Raw genomic sequence first — 15861 nt, 5'->3', positions numbered from 1 at the left:
TCACAGGGATCGACGGAGATCAGGAGGCACCCGATGGCGCGACAGGAGCGCGCGATCCGCACCCGGCGGACCATCCTGGAGGCGGCGGCGGCCGTCTTCGACGAACGCGGCTACACCTCGGCGACCATCGGAGAGATCCTGGACCGGGCGGGCGTCACCAAAGGCGCGCTGTACTTCCATTTCGGCTCCAAGGAGGAGCTCGCGGTCGGGGTGTTCGAGGAACAGCTCGCGATCACCCTCCCGCCGCAGTCCAGCAAGCTCCAGGAACTCGTCGACTCCGGTCTGGTGCTGGCCCGCCGGCTGCGGTCCGAGCCGCTGGTGCGGGCCAGTGTGGGGCTCGCCCTCGACCAGGGCGCCATGGACCTCGACCGCGCACAGGCCTTCGGGATGTGGTTCGAACAGAATGTGCAGCGGCTGACCGAGGCCAAGGCTCAGGGCGAACTGCTGCAGCACGTCGACGTGGCGGAGACGGCCGAACTGCTGGTCGGCAGCTTCTCGGGGGTCCAGCTCCTGTCCCAGCTGCGCTGCCAGCGGCAGGATCTGGAACGCCGGGTCGTCGTGTTGTTCGAGCATTTCCTGCCGAGTATCTGCGTGCCCGCGGTGCTGGCCCGGATCGATGTCTCGGTGGGGCGGGTGGAGCGGTTGCTCGCCGAGGTGGCGCAGGTGTCGCAAGGGCAGGTGCAGCCCGCTCCCGCGTGAGTTGTCCACAGCCGGGGAGTTGTCCACAGGGTCTGACGCGTTTCAGCCGCCCGGATGTACGGTCGGCACGAGTTGATGTTCGTGCGCGTGCGGGGGAGGCGGTTGGGATGACCAGGGCCGGTGTGGGTTCCGAGAGCATGGCGGAGGACGGGGCGGACCGTCGGCTTCCGCGGGTGCGCGGCTTCGCCGAGTGGCCGTCCGCGGGGTCGCCCAAGGACGAGGGCAAGGCCCTGCGCAAGCGGGTCCAGCGCGGCGCGCACGCCGTTCTCGACCTGGACGCCTCCCGCCCCGACGCGGTGAGCGCGGTCGAGGAGTCGGGCCGCGGCAGGCTCCCCGAGCTCACCCCGATCCGCGTCGGCCGCATGGCCGCCACCCCGTTCGCGTTCCTGCGCGGAGCGGCCGGCCTCATGGCCTACGACCTGGCGCGCACCCCCATGACCCGGATCCGCGCCCAGATCTGCGGCGACGCCCACGCGGCCAACTTCGGTCTGTACGCCGACGCGCGCGGCGGCCTCGTCATGGATCTGAACGACTTCGACGAAACGGTGCACGGCCCCTGGGAGTGGGACCTCAAGCGCCTCGCGGCCTCCCTGGTGCTCGCGGGCCGGGAGGCCGGAGCGGACGAGGACCGGTGCCGCAAGGCCGCGTACGACGCGGTCGGCGCCTACCGCCGCACCATGCGGCTGCTGGCCAAGCTCCCGGTCCTGGACGCGTGGAACGCCATCGCGGACGAGGAACTCGTCTCCCACGCGGACGCCCATGACCTGCTCGGCACCCTGGAGCGGGTCTCCGAGAAGGCCCGCCACAACACGAGCGGCCGTTTCGCCGCGAAGTCGACGCAGGCCACGCCGGGCGGAGGGCGCCGGTTCGTCGACGCCCCGCCGGTGCTGCGGCGCGTCTCGGACGCGGAGGCCGCGGCGGTCGCCGCCTCCCTGGAGGAGTACATCGGCACCCTGCCGGAGGACCGCCTGCCGCTCCTCGCCCGGTACGCGGTGCACGATGTGGCGTTCCGCGTCGTCGGCACCGGCAGCGTCGGCACCCGGTCCTACGTCGTGCTGCTCCTGGACCACCGGGGCGAGCCGCTGGTCCTCCAGGTGAAGGAGGCGCGGTCCTCGGCGCTGGTGCCGCATCTGGCGACGGCCGGTTTCGAGGCGCCTCAGGCCGTGCACGAGGGCCGGCGGGTCGTGCGGGGCCAGAAGCGGATGCAGGTCGTCAGCGACAGCCTGCTGGGCTGGACGACGGTCGACGGCCTCCCCTTCCAGGTCCGCCAGTTCCGCAACCGCAAGGGCAGCGTCGATCCGGCCGAGCTGGCTCCCGACCAGATGGACGACTACGGCCGGATGACCGGCGCGCTCCTGGCCCGGGCCCATGCCCACAGCGCCGATCCTCGCCTCATCGCCGGGTACTGCGGCAAGAGCGAGGAGCTGGACGAGGCGATGGCCGGGTTCGCCGTGGCCTACGCGGACCGTACCGAGGCGGATCACGCGGAGCTGGTCGAGGGGGTGCGGGCGGGGAAGGTCGCCGCGGAGCTGGGGGTGTGACCCCTGAGGTGCTTCCGGCGCGTGGCCGCCCGGGGTGAGGTGTGGCCTAGGCTGGTCGGGTGACGACCCCGGAAGCTGAGCAGGGCGGTGGCGGCGCCGATGAGGAACGGGTGACGCCCGAGGGCGACGCGGCCCACGCCGAAGGTGACGCCGCGCGGCCCGAGGAGCGGCTCGAGCGGGCCGTGCGGGCCGCCGAGCAGGCGTTGATCGAGTACGAGATCGCGGTGGAGACCTTCCGCGTCGAGATCGAGAACTTCTCCCGGCTGCACGAACAGAAGCTCGGCCCGCTGTACGCCCGGCTCGAGGACCTGGACGCCCGGATCCTGGAGGCCAGGGCCGCCCGCAGCGGCGACCCCGACGATCTGCGGCGCGCGGAGGAGGCCAGATCGCGGCTGGCGCCGATCCCCGGCGTCGAGGAGCTGCTGAACGGCTGGATGGACGACAGCGGCCTCTTCCCGGAGGCCGTGGCGATGCTCACGGACCAGGCGGTCCGGCCCCCGCAGCGGGTCCGCCCCAGCGAGGAGGCCCGCAAGCTCTACCGGGACCTGGCCCGCAAGGCGCACCCTGACCTGGCCCAGGAGGAGAAGGAGCGCGAGCGGCGCGAGGAGTTCATCACCCGGGTCAACGCCGCCTACGCCCGCGGCGACGCGGCGGAGCTGCGCGAGCTCGCCGAGGAGTGGGCCAAGGGACCGGAGCTGAAGCGGGGCCCGAGCCGCGCCGAGGAGCTCTACAACCGCCTGGAGTGGCTCGCCCAGCGCAAGGAACTGCTCGCCCTGCTCGCCAAGGAGCTGGAGGAGAGCGCCATCGGCCACATGCTCCAGCTCGCCCCGGACGACCCGGACCGGCTCCTGGACGAGATCGGTCAGCAGCTGCGCACCCAGGTCACCGAGCGGGAGTCGGAGCTGGCCACGCTGCTCGGCGAGGGCTGAGCCGCGTCCCGTCCGGCCCGTGGGGCGGGTCGGGTAGCGTCGGACGTATGAGTTTTGGAGCTGGTGTGCCCACGGTCGGGGTCGCTGACCTCAAGGACGGCGACTTCCTGCTGGACGTCCGGGAGGACGACGAGTGGAAGGCCGGTCACGCCGAAGGGGCGCTGCACATCCCCATCAGCGAGTTCGTCGCCCGGTACGGCGAGCTGACCGAGGCCGCCCCGCAGGACGGCCGCGTCCATGTGATCTGCCGCTCCGGCGGCCGGTCCGCCCAGGTCACGATGTACCTGGCCCAGCAGGGCGTCGACGCGGTGAACGTCGACGGCGGCATGCAGGTGTGGGAGGCGGCGGGCCGTCCCGTGGTGACGGACGACGGGCAGTCGGGGTTCGTCCTCTAGCGCCTCTTTCCTCGGGCGTTCAGGTTTCTCCGGGCGTTCAGGCCAGCGGATGTGCCGCCAGCAGGTCGCCCAGGGCCTCCTCGTGTGCCGCGGCCGGGCCGAGCGACAGCTCCAGGTGCTTGGCCCAGGCGTGGTAGCGGTGCAGGGGGTAGTCGACGTCGGCGCCGAACCCGCCGTGCAGATGCTGCGCGGTCTGCACGACCCGGCGTACGCCCTCCGCCGCCCAGATCTTGGCGACGGCGACATCACCGGCGGCGGGCAGCGCGCCCGGTGACCCCGAGGCGATCCGCCACGCGGCCTGCCACAGCGTGGCCTCCATCGCGCGCAGGTCGATGTAGCGGTCGGCGGCCTGTACGGCGACGGCTTGGAAGGTGGCGATCGGGAAGCCGAACTGCTCCCGCTTGCCCGTGTACTCCGCGGTCATCCGCAGCACGCGCTCCCCGAGCCCGAGGGCCAGCGCGCACGTCCCGGTGGCCAGCAGGTTCCGCAGCCACTCCCACGCCCCGTCGGCGTCGATGACGTCCCGGGCGGTGAGCCGGGCCGACTCCAGCCGCAGCTCGCCGAGGCGCTCACCGCTGGTGGAGAACTGCTCGGCGAGGACGGCCCCGGGGTGGTCGCGCGGCACCAGGGCCAGGACGGTCCGGCCGGTCGCGGTGTGGGCGGGTACGACCGTGACGTCCGCGTCGTAGGCCCACGGCACGGCCGTCTGCACCCCGTCCAGCACCCAGGACCCGCCGTCCTGCCGTGCGGTCACGGCCAGCTCGGCCGGGTCGTGGCCGGTGCGGCCGTGCGCGGCGACGGTCAGCACGATCTCGCCCCGGCCGGCCCGGGCGAGCAGGGCGGACTTCGCCTCGTCACTCCCGAAGGCCTGGACGGCGGCCGCCGCCGCGCCGCTCTCCAGCAGCGGCACCCTGGCCAGCACCCGCGCCGACTCCCGCAGCACCAGGCAGAGCGCGATGGCGTCCAGTCCGGCTCCGCCGTACCGCTCGTCGAGCAGCAGGCTCAGCAGGTCCGCGTCGGCGAGCCGGGCCCACAGGGCGCGGTCGTGGGTGTCGGCGACAGCGCCGGGGGCGAGGGCGGGGCTGGGCACGGCGTCCGGGGCGACCCCGGCGAACACGCCCTTCGCCGCCTCGGCCGCCGCCTGCTGCTCCTCGGTGAAGGTGAAGTCCACGGTGCCTGTCCTTCCGGGCCGATCCCGTTGAGCTGACGGGGCGTCAAGATAGAACAGGTTCTAGAAGAAGGGAATGGGTGTACGGGCGGGCGCCGTAGGGTGTCACTCCTGCCGTACGGTCGGCTTCCGCGCGGTCGGCTCCGCAGTGTGGTGACGGCCACGGCCGGGACCGGCGGACAGGGGCTGTGCCGGGGTGGGTGGCCTGAGTACCGTGCCCGTGCCGACGCCGCGCGGCGTTGTGCGGGCGGTACGAGGGACCGGGATCTGGAACGGGGCGGAATTGGACGCGTACGACGAGGGCTCGAACGCCCGGCACGGGCCGGACGGCCCGCCCGGCCCGTCGGGGCTCGCCGAGCCGGGTCCGCCCGACCCGCCGCGCTCCGGCATCGCCGCGCTCTCCCTCCCGTACCAGATCGGTGTCGCGCTGGCGCTCGCGGTCGTCGCGATCGGGGTCTGTGTGCACATCGCGATGACGTTCCTGCATGTCGCGCCGGCGAACACGGTCACCAAGGAGCACGGCCGGGCCGTGGACGACTGGATCTATCCGGAGTTCGAGCAGAACTGGAAGCTCTTCGCCCCGAACCCGCTCCAGCAGAACATCTCGATCCAGGCCCGCGCCGAGGTGCGCGGCGCGGACGGCGAGAGGCTGAGTACCGGCTGGTACGACCTGTCCGCCGAGGACGGCCGGGCCATCGACGGCAATCTGCTGCCCAGCCACACCCAGCAGAACGAGCTGCGCCGCGCCTGGGACTTCTTCACCGCGACGCACGACAGCGAGAGCCGCCCGGTGGGCCTGCGCGGCTCGCTCTCCGAGTCGTATCTGCGCCGGATCGTGGTCATGCGCCTCGACCGCGACGACGCGGCGGGCGCCTCGGCCGGGGACGGCGGCGTGATCGAGCGCGTCCAGGTCCGCTCCCGCACCACCAATGTGCCCCCGCCGAAGTGGAGCCGGGAGAAGGTGTCCACGACGCCGTCCTACCGGGAGCTGCCCTGGTGGCCGGTGCCGCGGGACGAGGCCCGGGGAGGCGTGCGGTGAACCGCTTCTCGCTGGCCGTCTCGCGCGGCATCGCCCGGGTCACCGAGGCCGCCCTCGGCCCGTACCAGACGGCCGTGATCCGTATCGGCTTCAGCGCGACCTGGCTGCTGTTCCTGCTGCGCGAGCTGCCCCACCGCCATGAGCTCTACGGTCCCGACGGGCCCTGGAGCTGGGGTCTCGCCGAGCAGCTCATCGGGAACAACAAGGCCTTCACCACCCTGATGTGGTCGGACGGGCGGCTCTGGTTCGAGTTCGTCTACGCGCTCGCGATCCTGTCCGGCGTCCTGCTGCTGCTGGGCTGGCGCACCCGCACCATGTCGGTGCTGTTCATGGTCGGGGTGCTGTCGCTCCAGAACCGCAGCGTCTTCATGGGCGACGGCGGCGACAACGTGCTGCACCTGATGTCGATCTACCTGGTCTTCACGCGCTGCGCCCAGGTGTGGTCGCTGGACGCCCGGCGGGCCGCGCGCGCCCGGGACGCCGCCGCGCGCGGCGAGCGGATCACGGACCGGACCGGCCCGGCCCTGTGGGTCGTGCTCGGGGCCGTGCTGCTCGCGGCGACCCTGGCCGGGCGGATGGACGGCGACGACCTGCTGATACCCGTGCTGCTGTGGACCGTGTGGGTGGCGCAGGCCCTGTGGTGGCTGGCCGGGCGCCGTGTGAAGTCCGGCGAACCGCGGATCCTGCTCGACGTCGTCGCCAACATCGTGCACAACGGCGCCCTGCTCGTGATCATGGCCGAGGCGTGCCTGATCTACGCGACGGCCGGCTGGTACAAGATCCAGGGCTCCCGCTGGCAGGACGGCACGGCCGTCTACTACCCGCTCCACCTGGAGTACTTCTCGCCCTGGCCGGCCCTCGCCGACCTGCTGGCCTCCAGCGGCACGATGGTGATGCTCGTGACCTACGGGACGGTCCTCGTGCAGGTCGCCTTCCCGTTCACGCTGTTCAACCGGCGGGTGAAGAACGTCCTGCTGGCGCTCATGATCATCGAGCACGCCGTGATTGCCGTTGTCCTCGGTCTGCCGTTCTTCTCGCTGGCGATGATCGCGACGGACGCGGTGTTCCTGCCGACGTCCTTCCTGCGCCGACTGGGCGGCGGGGCGGCCCGCGCGCGTGACCGGCTGCCGCGCCGGCGGGGCGGGCGCGTGCCCGTGCCCGAACAGCACGCCCCCGAGGGCTCCCGGGACACGCACGTAGGCTTCGGGGCATGACCGACCCCGTGACCGTCTGGCACCGGCTCGCCGGCAGCACCGTCCTGCTCGACGGCTTCCATGCCCTCAAGCACGCGGTGCGGTTCGGCGCCGAGGTGCCGGTGGCGGTCACCGCCGACCGGGCGGCGGCGCTCGCCCTCGCCGACGAGCTGGCCCCGGACGTACGGGACGCGCTGGGCGCGCTGCTCATGGAGGTGCCGCACGAGACGTACGCGTCGTTGGTGCCGCGCCCGCACCCCACCGCCGTGGCCGCGCTCGCCGTGCGTCCCTCGCGCGAGTCCAACCTCGCGCGGCTGGCGCACTCGCCGCGCACCACCCCGGTCGTGGTCCTCGACAACCCGCGCAACCTCGGCAACGCGGGGGCGGTGATCCGGCTGGCCGCCGGCTTCGGCGCGACGGGTGTGGTGACGACCGGGACGGTCGACCCCTGGCATCCCACGGTCGTGCGCGGCGGCGCGGGCCTGCACTTCGCTACGGCGGTGGAACGGCTGGAGGTCCCCGACCTCCCACCCGGCCCGCTGTTCGCCCTCGACCCCGAGGGCGACGACATCCGGGGCATCAAGCTCCCGGACGACGCCGTCCTCGCGTTCGGCTCGGAACGCACGGGCCTGTCACCGGAACTCCGCGCGCGTGCCGACCATTTGCTGTCCCTGCCGATGCGTCCGCAGGTCAGCAGCTACAACTTGGCGACGAGTGTGGCGATGACGCTGTACCACTGGAGCTGCGGAAGTCTTTAGGCCTCCCGCCGCACCTCGACAACCCTGAACCGGTTGGCCACGAACGCCCCGTCACACAGAGCCGCGCTCGCCGCCGGATTCCCGCCCGACCCATGGAAGTCGGAGAACGCCGCCGTCTGGTTCACATACACCCCACCCGTCAGATTCAGCGACAACTGCGCCGCCTCCTCCAGACAGGCCTCCCGCACATCCCGCTCGACCTCCGGGTCGGTCGTGTACGCCCCGACCGTCATCGCACCCTTCTCCCGGACGGTCCGCCGCAGCAACTCCACCGCGTCGGAGGCCGAGTCGACGGCGACGGCGAAGGACACCGGCCCGAAGCACTCGCTCATGTACGCGGCCTCGTCGTCCGGCTTGGCCCCGTCCAGCTTCACGATCACCGGGGTGCGGACGACCGCCCCCGGGAAGTCCGGGTTGGTGATCTCCCGGGACGCCAGGGCGACCTCGCCGAGACCGGCCGCGGCCTCCAGACGGGCCTTCACGTCCGGGGTGACGATCGCCCCGAGCAGCGCGTTCGCCCGGGCGTCGTCGCCGAGCAGGCCGTCGACCGACTTGGCGAGGTCGGCGACCACCTCGTCGTAGGACTTGGGGCCCTGGTCGGTGGAGATGCCCTCCCGGGGGACGAGGAGGTTCTGCGGGGTCGTGCACATCTGGCCGCTGTACAGGGACAGCGAGAACGCCAGGTTGGAGAGCATGCCCTTGTAGTCGGCCGTGGAGTGGACGACGACGGTGTTGACGCCGGCCTTCTCCGTGTAGACCTGCGCCTGGCGGGCGTGGGCCTCCAGCCAGTCGCCGAACTCGGTCGAGCCCGTGTAGTCGATGATCCGGATCTCGGGGCGCGTCGCCAGGGTCTTGGCGATGCCCTCGCCGGGGCGCTCGGCGGCCAGCGCGACCAGGTTCGGGTCGAAGCCGGTCTCGGCGAGCACCTCGCGCGCGACCCGCACCGTGAGCGCGAGCGGCAGCACCGCGCGCGGGTGGGGCTTGACCAGCACCGCGTTGCCCGTGGCGAGGGAGGCGAACAGGCCCGGGTAGCCGTTCCACGTCGGGAAGGTGTTGCAGCCGATCACCAGGGCGATGCCGCGTGGGACCGGCGTGAACTGCTTGGTCAGGGCCAGCGGGTCGCGCTTGCCCTGGGGCTTGGTCCACTCGGCGTTGTCGGGGGTGCGCACCTGCTCCACGTACGCGTACGCCACGGCCTCCATGCCGCGGTCCTGCGCGTGCGGCCCGCCCGCCTGGAACGCCATCATGAAGGCCTGGCCGGAGGTGTGCATGACCGCGTGCGCGAACTCGTGGGTGCGGTCGCTGACGCGCTTGAGGATCTCCAGGCAGACCACCGCGCGCTGCTCCGCGCCCGCGTCGCGCCAGGCCCGCTGTCCGGCCTTCATGGCGGGCAGCAGCACGTCGAGGTCCGCGTGCGGGTACGTCACGCCGAGGTCGAGGCCGTACGGGGAGGTCTCGCCGCCCACCCAGTCGTCGGTGCCGGGCTGGCCCAGGTCGAGGCGGGAGCCGAGCAGGGCGTCGAAGGCGGCCTTGCCCGCCGCGGCGTCCAGGCTGCCGTGCTCCCCGTAGGCCTTGGGGTGCTCGGGGTGCGGGGACCAGTAGGCGCGCGTGCGGATCGCTTCCAGCGCCTGGTCGAGGGTGGACCGGTGCCGGGCGATCAGCTCGTGCGCCGAGAGTGCGGCGGTCATGGGTGACCATCTCCTCGTCTCAAGAACTCTTCGTCGAGTTCATGACCTGGGCAGAAACCTGGGCAGGAACACTCGGACACAGCTAGAGTAACCGAACGATCGGTCGGCTCAAGGGGGTCCGCCGCATCTGTGGAAAACCCCGTGCGGGAGGATCGCGCACATGACAGCACTCGACCTCAGCAGCCCCGTGGCCGTCGTCGGCACCGGCACCATGGGCCAGGGAATCGCCCAGGTCGCGCTGGTCGCGGGCCATCCGGTACGGCTGTACGACACCGTCCCCGGGCGGGCCCGGGAGGCCGCCGACGAGATCGGCGCGCGCCTGGACCGGCTCGTCGAGAAGGAGCGGCTCACCGCCGCCGACCGGGACGCCGCCCGCGCCCGGCTGCTGCCCGCCGAGGCCCTCGCCGAGCTGGCGGACTGCGTCCTGGTCGTCGAGGCGGTCCTGGAGCGGCTGGACGTCAAGCAGGACCTGTTCCGCGAGCTGGAGGGCATCGTCGCCGACGACTGCCTGCTCGCCACCAACACCTCGTCCCTGTCCGTCACCGCCATCGGCGGCGCCCTGCGCTCCCCCGGCCGCTTCGTCGGCCTGCACTTCTTCAACCCGGCGCCGCTGCTGCCGCTGGTCGAGGTCGTCTCCGGGTTCGCCACCGACGTCTCGTCGGCCACGCGCGCGTACGAGACCGCCCGTGCCTGGGGCAAGACGCCGGTCGCCTGCGCGGACACCCCCGGCTTCATCGTCAACCGCATCGCCCGGCCCTTCTACGCCGAGGCCTTCGCGGTGTACGAGGCGCAGGGCGCCGACCCGGCCACCATCGACGCCGTGCTGCGCGAGTCGGGCGGCTTCCGGATGGGCGCGTTCGAGCTGACCGACCTGATCGGCCAGGACGTCAACGAGTCGGTGACGCGGTCGGTCTGGGAGTCCTTCTTCCAGGACGTGCGCTTCACGCCGTCCCTCGCCCAGCGGCGCCTGGTCGAGTCCGGCCGGCTGGGCCGCAAGACCGGCCAGGGCTGGTACGACCACCAGGACGGCGCCGAGCGCCCCGATCCGGACACGGCGGAGCGGCGGCAGCCGCCGGCGTACGTCGTCGCCGAGGGCGACCTGGGTCCGGCGTCCGACCTGCTCGCGATGGCCCGTGAGGCGGGCATCCCGGTCCGCGAGGAGGACGACGACAACGGCACCCGCATGGTGCTGCCGAGCGGCGGCCAGCTCGCCCTCGCCGACGGGCAGACCTCGGTGGAGTTCCGGGACGTCGTCTACTTCGACCTCGCCCTCGACTACCGCAAGGCCACCCGGATCGCCCTGTCCGCCTCCCAGGACACCTCCCCACAGACCCTCGCCGAGGCCATCGGCCTGTTCCAGGCGATGGGCAAGCGGGTCAGCCTCATCGGCGACGTCCCCGGCATGATCGTCGCGCGTACGGTCGCGCGGATCATCGACCTGGCGCACGACGCGGTCGCCAAGGGTGTGGCCACCGAGGAGGACATCGACACCGCGATGCGCCTCGGCGTCAACTACCCCCTGGGCCCCTTCGAGTGGAGCCGGAAACTCGGCCGCTACTGGGCCTACGCGCTGCTGGACGATCTGCACATGCGCGACCCCTCGGGGCGCTACACGCCGTCCCTCGCGCTGTACCGCCACGCCCACGCCTCCGACAAGCGGGAGGGCCCAGCCTCATGACCACCGCCAAGCGCGACACATACACCCCGGACACCCTGCTGTCCGTCGCCGTCCAGGTGTTCAACGAGCGCGGCTACGACGGCACCTCCATGGAGCACCTCTCCAAGGCGGCCGGTATCTCCAAGTCGTCGATATACCACCACGTCGCCGGCAAGGAGGAGTTGCTGCGCCGCGCCGTGAGCCGGGCCCTGGACGGCCTCTTCGGGATCCTCGACGAGGAGCACGCGCGCGTGGGGCGGTCCGCCGAGCGCCTGGAGTACGTCGTGCGGCGCATGGTCGAGGTGCTCATAGCCGAGCTGCCCTACGTGACCCTGCTGCTGCGGGTGCGCGGCAACACGGACACCGAGCGGTGGGCCCTGGAGCGGCGGCGCGACTTCGACCACCGGGTGGCCGACCTGATCAAGGCGGCGGCCGCGGACGGGGATGTGCGCGGCGACATAGAGGTCCGGCTGGTGACCAGGCTGGTCTTCGGAATGATCAACTCGATCGTGGAGTGGTACCGGCCCGACGGGCGCGGCATGAACGAGCGCGAGGTGGCCGACGCGGTGGTGCGGCTGGCGTTCGGAGGGCTCCGGAAGGCCGCCTGAGCCTCAGCCCTGCGGCTCCAGGTCCTCCTCCTCGAACACCAGCAGCGTGCGGGTGCTGAGCACCTGCGGGATCGCCTGGAGGCGGGTCAGCACCAGTTCGCGCAGGGACCGGTTGTCGGAGACGTGCACCAGCAGCAGCACGTCGAAGTCCCCGCCCACCAGGGCGATGTGGGAGGCGCCCGGCAGCTCTCTGAGCTCCTCGCGCACCGTGCGCCAGGAGTTCTGCACGATCTTCAGCGTGATGTACGCGGACGTCCCCTGACCGGCCCGCTGGTGGTCGACGCGGGCGCCGAAGCCGCGGATGACACCGTCCTCGACGAGACGGTTGATGCGGGCGTAGGCGTTGGCGCGCGAGACGTGCACCCGTTCGGCGACCGACCGTATCGAGGCGCGGCCGTCCGCCTGGAGCATGCGCAGGATGTCCTGATCTATGGCGTCCAGGGGCCGCGGCGGCGGCAGCACACCGCCGACGTCCTGTCCTTCGGCCATTTGTTCAGATGCCACCTGCGCCGACCTCCCTACCATGGACGTACTGCGTCCATCACAGGCTGTGGAGAACCGTTTGTCCACAGCCTGGGGCCACCCATAGCCAAATTGTGCCGTCGACCGAACAATCGGTAGGTGAGGCGGGTCACAGCCGACGCGCCTTCCGTAGCCGCTCCCACGAGGAGGTGCCGTCATGACGGTCATGGAGCAGCGGGGCGCTTACCGGCCCACCCCGCCGCCCGCCTGGCAGCCCCGCATGGATCCCGCGCCGCTGCTGCCCGACGCCGAGCCGTACCGCGTCCTCGGCACCGAGGCCGCCGCGAAGGCCGACCCGGACTTGCTGCGGACGCTGTACGCGCAGCTGGTCCGGGGCCGCCGCTACAACGCGCAGGCCACCGCTCTCACCAAGCAGGGCCGTCTGGCCGTCTACCCCTCCACCACCGGCCAGGAGGCCTGCGAGGTCGCCGCCGCGATGGTCCTTCAGGAGCGGGACTGGCTCTTCCCGAGCTACCGCGACACCCTCGCCGTGGTGGCCCGCGGGGTGGACCCCGTCGAGGCGCTCACGCTGCTGCGCGGCGACTGGCACACCGGCTACGACCCCTACGAGCACCGGGTCGCCCCCCTGTGCACCCCGCTCGCCACACAGCTGCCGCACGCCGTGGGCCTCGCGCACGCCGCCCGCCTCAAGGGCGACGACGTGGTCGCGCTGGCCATGGTCGGCGACGGCGGCACCAGCGAGGGCGACTTCCACGAGGCGCTGAACTTCGCCGCCGTCTGGCAGGCCCCGGTGGTCTTCCTGGTGCAGAACAACGGCTTCGCGATCTCCGTCCCGCTCGCCAAGCAGACCGCGGCCCCGTCGCTGGCCCACAAGGCCGTCGGCTACGGCATGCCCGGCCGCCTGGTCGACGGCAACGACGCCGCGGCCGTGCACGAGGTGCTCTCCGACGCCGTACGGCACGCCCGCGCGGGCGGCGGTCCCACGCTGGTCGAGGCGATCACCTACCGCGTCGACGCCCACACCAACGCCGACGACGCGACCCGCTACCGCGGTGACGCCGAGGTCGAGACCTGGCGCGAGCACGACCCGATCGAGCTGCTGGAGCGGGAGCTGACCGGCCGCGGACTGCTCGACGAGGCCGGAAAGCAGGCCGCCCGGGACGCCGCCGAGGCGATGGCCGCCGAGCTGCGCGCGCACATGAACCAGGACCCGGCGCTCGACCCGATGGACCTGTTCACCCACGTCTACGCCGAGCCCACCCCGCAACTGCGCGAGCAGCGGGACCAGCTCCGGGCCGAACTGGCGGCCGAGGCCGAGACCGGGCCGGAAGGGGACACGCACCGATGACCACCGTCGCCGTCAAACCGGCCACCATGGCGCAGGCCCTCACGCGCGCCCTGCGCGACGCCATGGCCGCCGACCCCGCCGTGCACGTCATGGGCGAGGACGTCGGCACCCTCGGCGGCGTCTTCCGCGTCACCGACGGACTCGCCAAGGAGTTCGGCGAGGACCGCTGCACGGACACCCCGCTCGCCGAGGCGGGCATCCTCGGCACCGCAGTCGGCATGGCGATGTACGGCCTCAGGCCGGTCGTGGAGATGCAGTTCGACGCGTTCGCCTATCCGGCGTTCGAGCAGCTCATCTCGCACGTGGCCCGGATGCGCAACCGCACCCGCGGCAAGATGCCCCTGCCGATCACCATCCGCGTCCCCTACGGCGGCGGCATCGGCGGCGTGGAGCACCACAGCGACTCCTCCGAGGCGTACTACATGGCGACTCCGGGGCTCCATGTGGTCACACCCGCCACCGTCGCCGACGCCTACGGCCTGCTGCGCGCCGCCATCGCCTCCGACGACCCCGTGGTCGTCCTGGAGCCGAAGCGGCTGTACTGGTCGAAGGACTCCTGGAACCCCGAGGAGCCGGCGCCCGTTGAGCCGATAGGCCGCGCGGTGGTGCGGCGCTCGGGCCGGAGCGCCACGCTCATCACGTACGGGCCGTCCGTACCCGTCTGCATGGAGGCGGCCGAGGCGGCCCGGGCCGAGGGCTGGGACCTCGAAGTCGTCGATCTGCGCTCCCTGGTGCCGTTCGACGACGAGACGGTGTGCGCCTCGGTGCGGCGGACGGGACGCGCGGTCGTCGTCCACGAGTCGGGTTCCTTCGGGGGCCCGGGCGGGGAGATCGCGGCCCGGGTCTCGGAGCGCTGCTTCCACCACCTGGAGGCGCCGGTGCTGCGCGTCGCCGGGTTCGACGTCCCGTATCCGCCGCCGATGCTGGAGCGCCACCACCTGCCCGGTGTGGACCGGATCCTGGACGCCGTGGGGCGTCTGCAGTGGGAGGCCGAGAGCTGATGGCACAGGTGCTGGAGTTCAAGCTGCCCGACCTCGGTGAGGGGCTCACCGAGGCGGAGATCGTGCGCTGGCTGGTGGAGATCGGCGACGTCGTCGCCATCGACCAGCCGGTCGTCGAGGTAGAGACGGCCAAGGCCATGGTCGAGGTGCCCTGCCCCTACGGCGGTGTGGTCACGGCCCGCTTCGGCGAGGAGGGCACGGAACTGCCCGTCGGGGCGCCGCTGATCACGGTGGCCGTGGGGGAACGGGCCCCCTCCGGCGGCGTTGCGGACGAGGCCGGGAGCGAGGGCTCGGGGAACGTCCTCGTCGGATACGGCACCTCCGAGGCACCCGCGCGGCGACGCAGGGTGCGGCAGGACCGGGTGAGCGCTGCGGCCCCCGCGCCGGCGGTGAACGGGCGGGCGAGTGTCCCCGAGGCCGAGGACGGCCCCCTCCCCGTGATCTCGCCCCTGGTCCGCAGGCTGGCCCGGCAGAACGGCCTCGACCTGCGGGAGCTGACCGGCTCCGGGCCCGACGGGCTGATCCTGCGGGCGGACGTGGAGTACGCCCTGCGCGCCGCGCCCCGCCCCGCCCCGACGACGGCGGCGGCCCCCGAGCCCCGGCCCGCCACGACAGCCGCCCCGGGCGAGATCCGTACGCCCCTCAAGGGCATGCGCGGCGCCGTCGCCGACAAGCTGTCCCGCAGCCGCCGCGAGATCCCCGACGCGACCTGCTGGGTCGACGCCGACGCCACTGAGCTGATGCGGGCCCGGACCGCCATGAACGCGGCGGGCGGGCCGAAGATCTCCCTCCTGGCCCTGCTGGCCCGGATCAGCACCGCGGCCCTCGCCCGCTTCCCCGAGCTCAACTCCACCGTGGACGCCGAGGCCAGGGAGGTCGTCCAGTTCGACCACGTGCATCTGGGCTTCGCGGCGCAGACCGACCGAGGGCTCGTCGTCCCGGTGGTCAGGGACGCGCACGCGCGGGACGCCGAGTCGCTGACCGCGGAGTTCGCCCGGCTGACCGAGGCGGGCCGGACCGGAAAGCTGACCCCCGGCGAACTCACCGGCGGGACCTTCACGTTGAACAACTACGGCGTCTTCGGCGTCGACGGCTCCACCCCGATCATCAACCACCCCGAGGCCGCCATGCTCGGCGTCGGCCGCATCGTCCCCAAGCCGTGGGTGCACGAGGGCGAGCTGGCCGTGCGCCAGGTCGTCCAGCTCTCGCTCACCTTCGACCACCGGGTGTGCGACGGCGGCACGGCGGGCGGCTTCCTGCGCTACGTCGCGGACTGCGTGGAACAACCGGCGGTGCTGCTGCGGACGCTCTGATTCCTCTCCGGCGCGCGGCCGTTCCCGGTGATCGCGTCCCT

At 72.6% G+C, this 15861-nt stretch carries 15 protein-coding genes; 12 read left to right on the top strand and 3 right to left on the bottom strand.

Annotated features, from left to right (window positions below; genetic code table 11):
* Positions 1 to 33 precede the first annotated feature (33 nt).
* From KJK29_RS18460 to KJK29_RS18445, 4 genes are all read left to right on the top strand, one after another.
* Entirely contained in the window at positions 34 to 699 is a 666-nt protein-coding gene (locus KJK29_RS18460; protein WP_215120261.1) for a ScbR family autoregulator-binding transcription factor, read from the top strand.
* 107 nt (positions 700 to 806) lie between these two features.
* A complete protein-coding gene (locus tag KJK29_RS18455; protein ID WP_215120260.1) occupies positions 807 to 2240 on the top strand; it encodes a DUF2252 domain-containing protein in 1434 nt (477 codons plus the stop codon).
* Between the two features lie 59 nt (positions 2241 to 2299).
* The gene (locus KJK29_RS18450) at positions 2300 to 3169 is read left to right on the top strand and encodes a hypothetical protein (protein WP_370869143.1); all 870 of its coding nucleotides are present in this window, start codon (positions 2300 to 2302) and stop codon (positions 3167 to 3169) included.
* Between the two features lie 65 nt (positions 3170 to 3234).
* Positions 3235 to 3564 (top strand): rhodanese-like domain-containing protein, encoded by a 330-nt coding sequence (locus tag KJK29_RS18445; RefSeq protein WP_215124342.1) that lies wholly within the window; start codon positions 3235 to 3237, stop codon positions 3562 to 3564.
* A gap of 37 nt (positions 3565 to 3601) precedes the next feature.
* Here the strand turns inward: KJK29_RS18445 and KJK29_RS18440 are convergent, their stop codons facing one another.
* Positions 3602 to 4735 carry an acyl-CoA dehydrogenase family protein gene (locus KJK29_RS18440; RefSeq protein ID WP_215120259.1) on the bottom strand — a complete coding sequence of 378 codons (1134 nt, stop codon included), beginning with the start codon at positions 4733 to 4735 and terminating at the stop codon, positions 3602 to 3604.
* A 280-nt stretch (positions 4736 to 5015) separates the two neighbouring features.
* Between KJK29_RS18440 and KJK29_RS18435 the strand changes: the two genes are divergently transcribed.
* Genes KJK29_RS18435 through KJK29_RS18425 form a run of 3 tightly spaced genes read left to right on the top strand, consistent with a single transcriptional unit; the run spans position 5016 to position 7722 of the window.
* Positions 5016 to 5771, top strand: a complete 756-nt coding sequence (locus KJK29_RS18435) for a DUF5819 family protein (protein ID WP_215124341.1) — start codon at positions 5016 to 5018, stop codon at positions 5769 to 5771.
* Complete coding sequence (locus KJK29_RS18430) at positions 5768 to 6985, top strand: HTTM domain-containing protein (RefSeq protein WP_215120258.1); 1218 nt, start codon at positions 5768 to 5770, stop codon at positions 6983 to 6985. Before KJK29_RS18435 ends, KJK29_RS18430 begins: the two co-directional genes overlap by 4 nt.
* Positions 6982 to 7722, top strand: coding sequence for a TrmH family RNA methyltransferase (locus tag KJK29_RS18425; protein ID WP_215120257.1), 741 nt, complete (start codon positions 6982 to 6984; stop codon positions 7720 to 7722). Before KJK29_RS18430 ends, KJK29_RS18425 begins: the two co-directional genes overlap by 4 nt.
* Here the strand turns inward: KJK29_RS18425 and paaN are convergent.
* Positions 7719 to 9410, bottom strand: a complete 1692-nt coding sequence (gene paaN, locus KJK29_RS18420; protein WP_215120256.1) for a phenylacetic acid degradation protein PaaN — start codon at positions 9408 to 9410, stop codon at positions 7719 to 7721. The genes KJK29_RS18425 and paaN overlap by 4 nt on opposite strands.
* A gap of 160 nt (positions 9411 to 9570) precedes the next feature.
* On the opposite strand from paaN, the gene KJK29_RS18415 reads away from it, so the two are divergent.
* Both KJK29_RS18415 and KJK29_RS18410 read left to right on the top strand, forming a co-directional pair.
* Entirely contained in the window at positions 9571 to 11088 is a 1518-nt protein-coding gene (locus KJK29_RS18415; RefSeq protein WP_215120255.1) for a 3-hydroxyacyl-CoA dehydrogenase, read from the top strand.
* Positions 11085 to 11675 (top strand): TetR/AcrR family transcriptional regulator, encoded by a 591-nt coding sequence (locus tag KJK29_RS18410; RefSeq protein ID WP_215120254.1) that lies wholly within the window; start codon positions 11085 to 11087, stop codon positions 11673 to 11675. The genes KJK29_RS18415 and KJK29_RS18410 overlap by 4 nt, the downstream gene beginning before the upstream one ends.
* Before the next feature lie 3 nt (positions 11676 to 11678).
* Here KJK29_RS18410 and KJK29_RS18405 read toward each other — a convergent pair whose 3' ends face one another.
* Positions 11679 to 12164, bottom strand: a complete 486-nt coding sequence (locus KJK29_RS18405) for an Lrp/AsnC family transcriptional regulator (RefSeq protein ID WP_215124340.1) — start codon at positions 12162 to 12164, stop codon at positions 11679 to 11681.
* Positions 12165 to 12354: 190 nt separating this feature from the next.
* On the opposite strand from KJK29_RS18405, the gene pdhA reads away from it, so the two are divergent.
* From pdhA to KJK29_RS18390, 3 genes are read left to right on the top strand one after another with little or no spacing between them, the layout of a single operon-like run.
* Positions 12355 to 13506: a pyruvate dehydrogenase (acetyl-transferring) E1 component subunit alpha gene (gene pdhA / locus KJK29_RS18400; protein ID WP_215120253.1), complete on the top strand. Its 1152-nt coding sequence runs from the start codon at positions 12355 to 12357 to the stop codon at positions 13504 to 13506.
* A complete protein-coding gene (locus KJK29_RS18395; protein ID WP_215120252.1) occupies positions 13503 to 14507 on the top strand; it encodes an alpha-ketoacid dehydrogenase subunit beta in 1005 nt (334 codons plus the stop codon). Before pdhA ends, KJK29_RS18395 begins: the two co-directional genes overlap by 4 nt.
* A complete protein-coding gene (locus KJK29_RS18390) occupies positions 14507 to 15820 on the top strand; it encodes a dihydrolipoamide acetyltransferase family protein (RefSeq protein ID WP_215120251.1) in 1314 nt (437 codons plus the stop codon). The genes KJK29_RS18395 and KJK29_RS18390 overlap by 1 nt, the downstream gene beginning before the upstream one ends.
* The last annotated feature ends 41 nt before the right edge of the window (positions 15821 to 15861 follow it).

The sequence above is a fragment of the Streptomyces koelreuteriae genome (assembly GCF_018604545.1).
In the GTDB taxonomy this organism is placed as follows: domain Bacteria; phylum Actinomycetota; class Actinomycetes; order Streptomycetales; family Streptomycetaceae; genus Streptomyces; species Streptomyces koelreuteriae.
The sequence above is the reverse complement of the archived record's forward strand: the minus strand, read 5'-3'. Positions and strand labels throughout refer to the sequence as shown.

Excerpts from the sequence above, each read along its gene's own strand:
- KJK29_RS18425 (WP_215120257.1), top strand. The coding sequence starts at position 6,982 with ATGACCGACCCCGTGACCGTCTGGCACCGGCTCGCCGGCAGCACCGTC.
- KJK29_RS18405 (WP_215124340.1), bottom strand. The coding sequence starts at position 12,164 with ATGGCCGAAGGACAGGACGTCGGCGGTGTGCTGCCGCCGCCGCGGCCC.
- KJK29_RS18415 (WP_215120255.1), top strand. The coding sequence starts at position 9,571 with ATGACAGCACTCGACCTCAGCAGCCCCGTGGCCGTCGTCGGCACCGGC.
- KJK29_RS18410 (WP_215120254.1), top strand. The coding sequence starts at position 11,085 with ATGACCACCGCCAAGCGCGACACATACACCCCGGACACCCTGCTGTCC.
- KJK29_RS18460 (WP_215120261.1), top strand. The coding sequence starts at position 34 with ATGGCGCGACAGGAGCGCGCGATCCGCACCCGGCGGACCATCCTGGAG.
- pdhA (WP_215120253.1), top strand. The coding sequence starts at position 12,355 with ATGACGGTCATGGAGCAGCGGGGCGCTTACCGGCCCACCCCGCCGCCC.
- KJK29_RS18395 (WP_215120252.1), top strand. The coding sequence starts at position 13,503 with ATGACCACCGTCGCCGTCAAACCGGCCACCATGGCGCAGGCCCTCACG.
- KJK29_RS18455 (WP_215120260.1), top strand. The coding sequence starts at position 807 with ATGACCAGGGCCGGTGTGGGTTCCGAGAGCATGGCGGAGGACGGGGCG.
- KJK29_RS18390 (WP_215120251.1), top strand. The coding sequence starts at position 14,507 with ATGGCACAGGTGCTGGAGTTCAAGCTGCCCGACCTCGGTGAGGGGCTC.
- paaN (WP_215120256.1), bottom strand. The coding sequence starts at position 9,410 with ATGACCGCCGCACTCTCGGCGCACGAGCTGATCGCCCGGCACCGGTCC.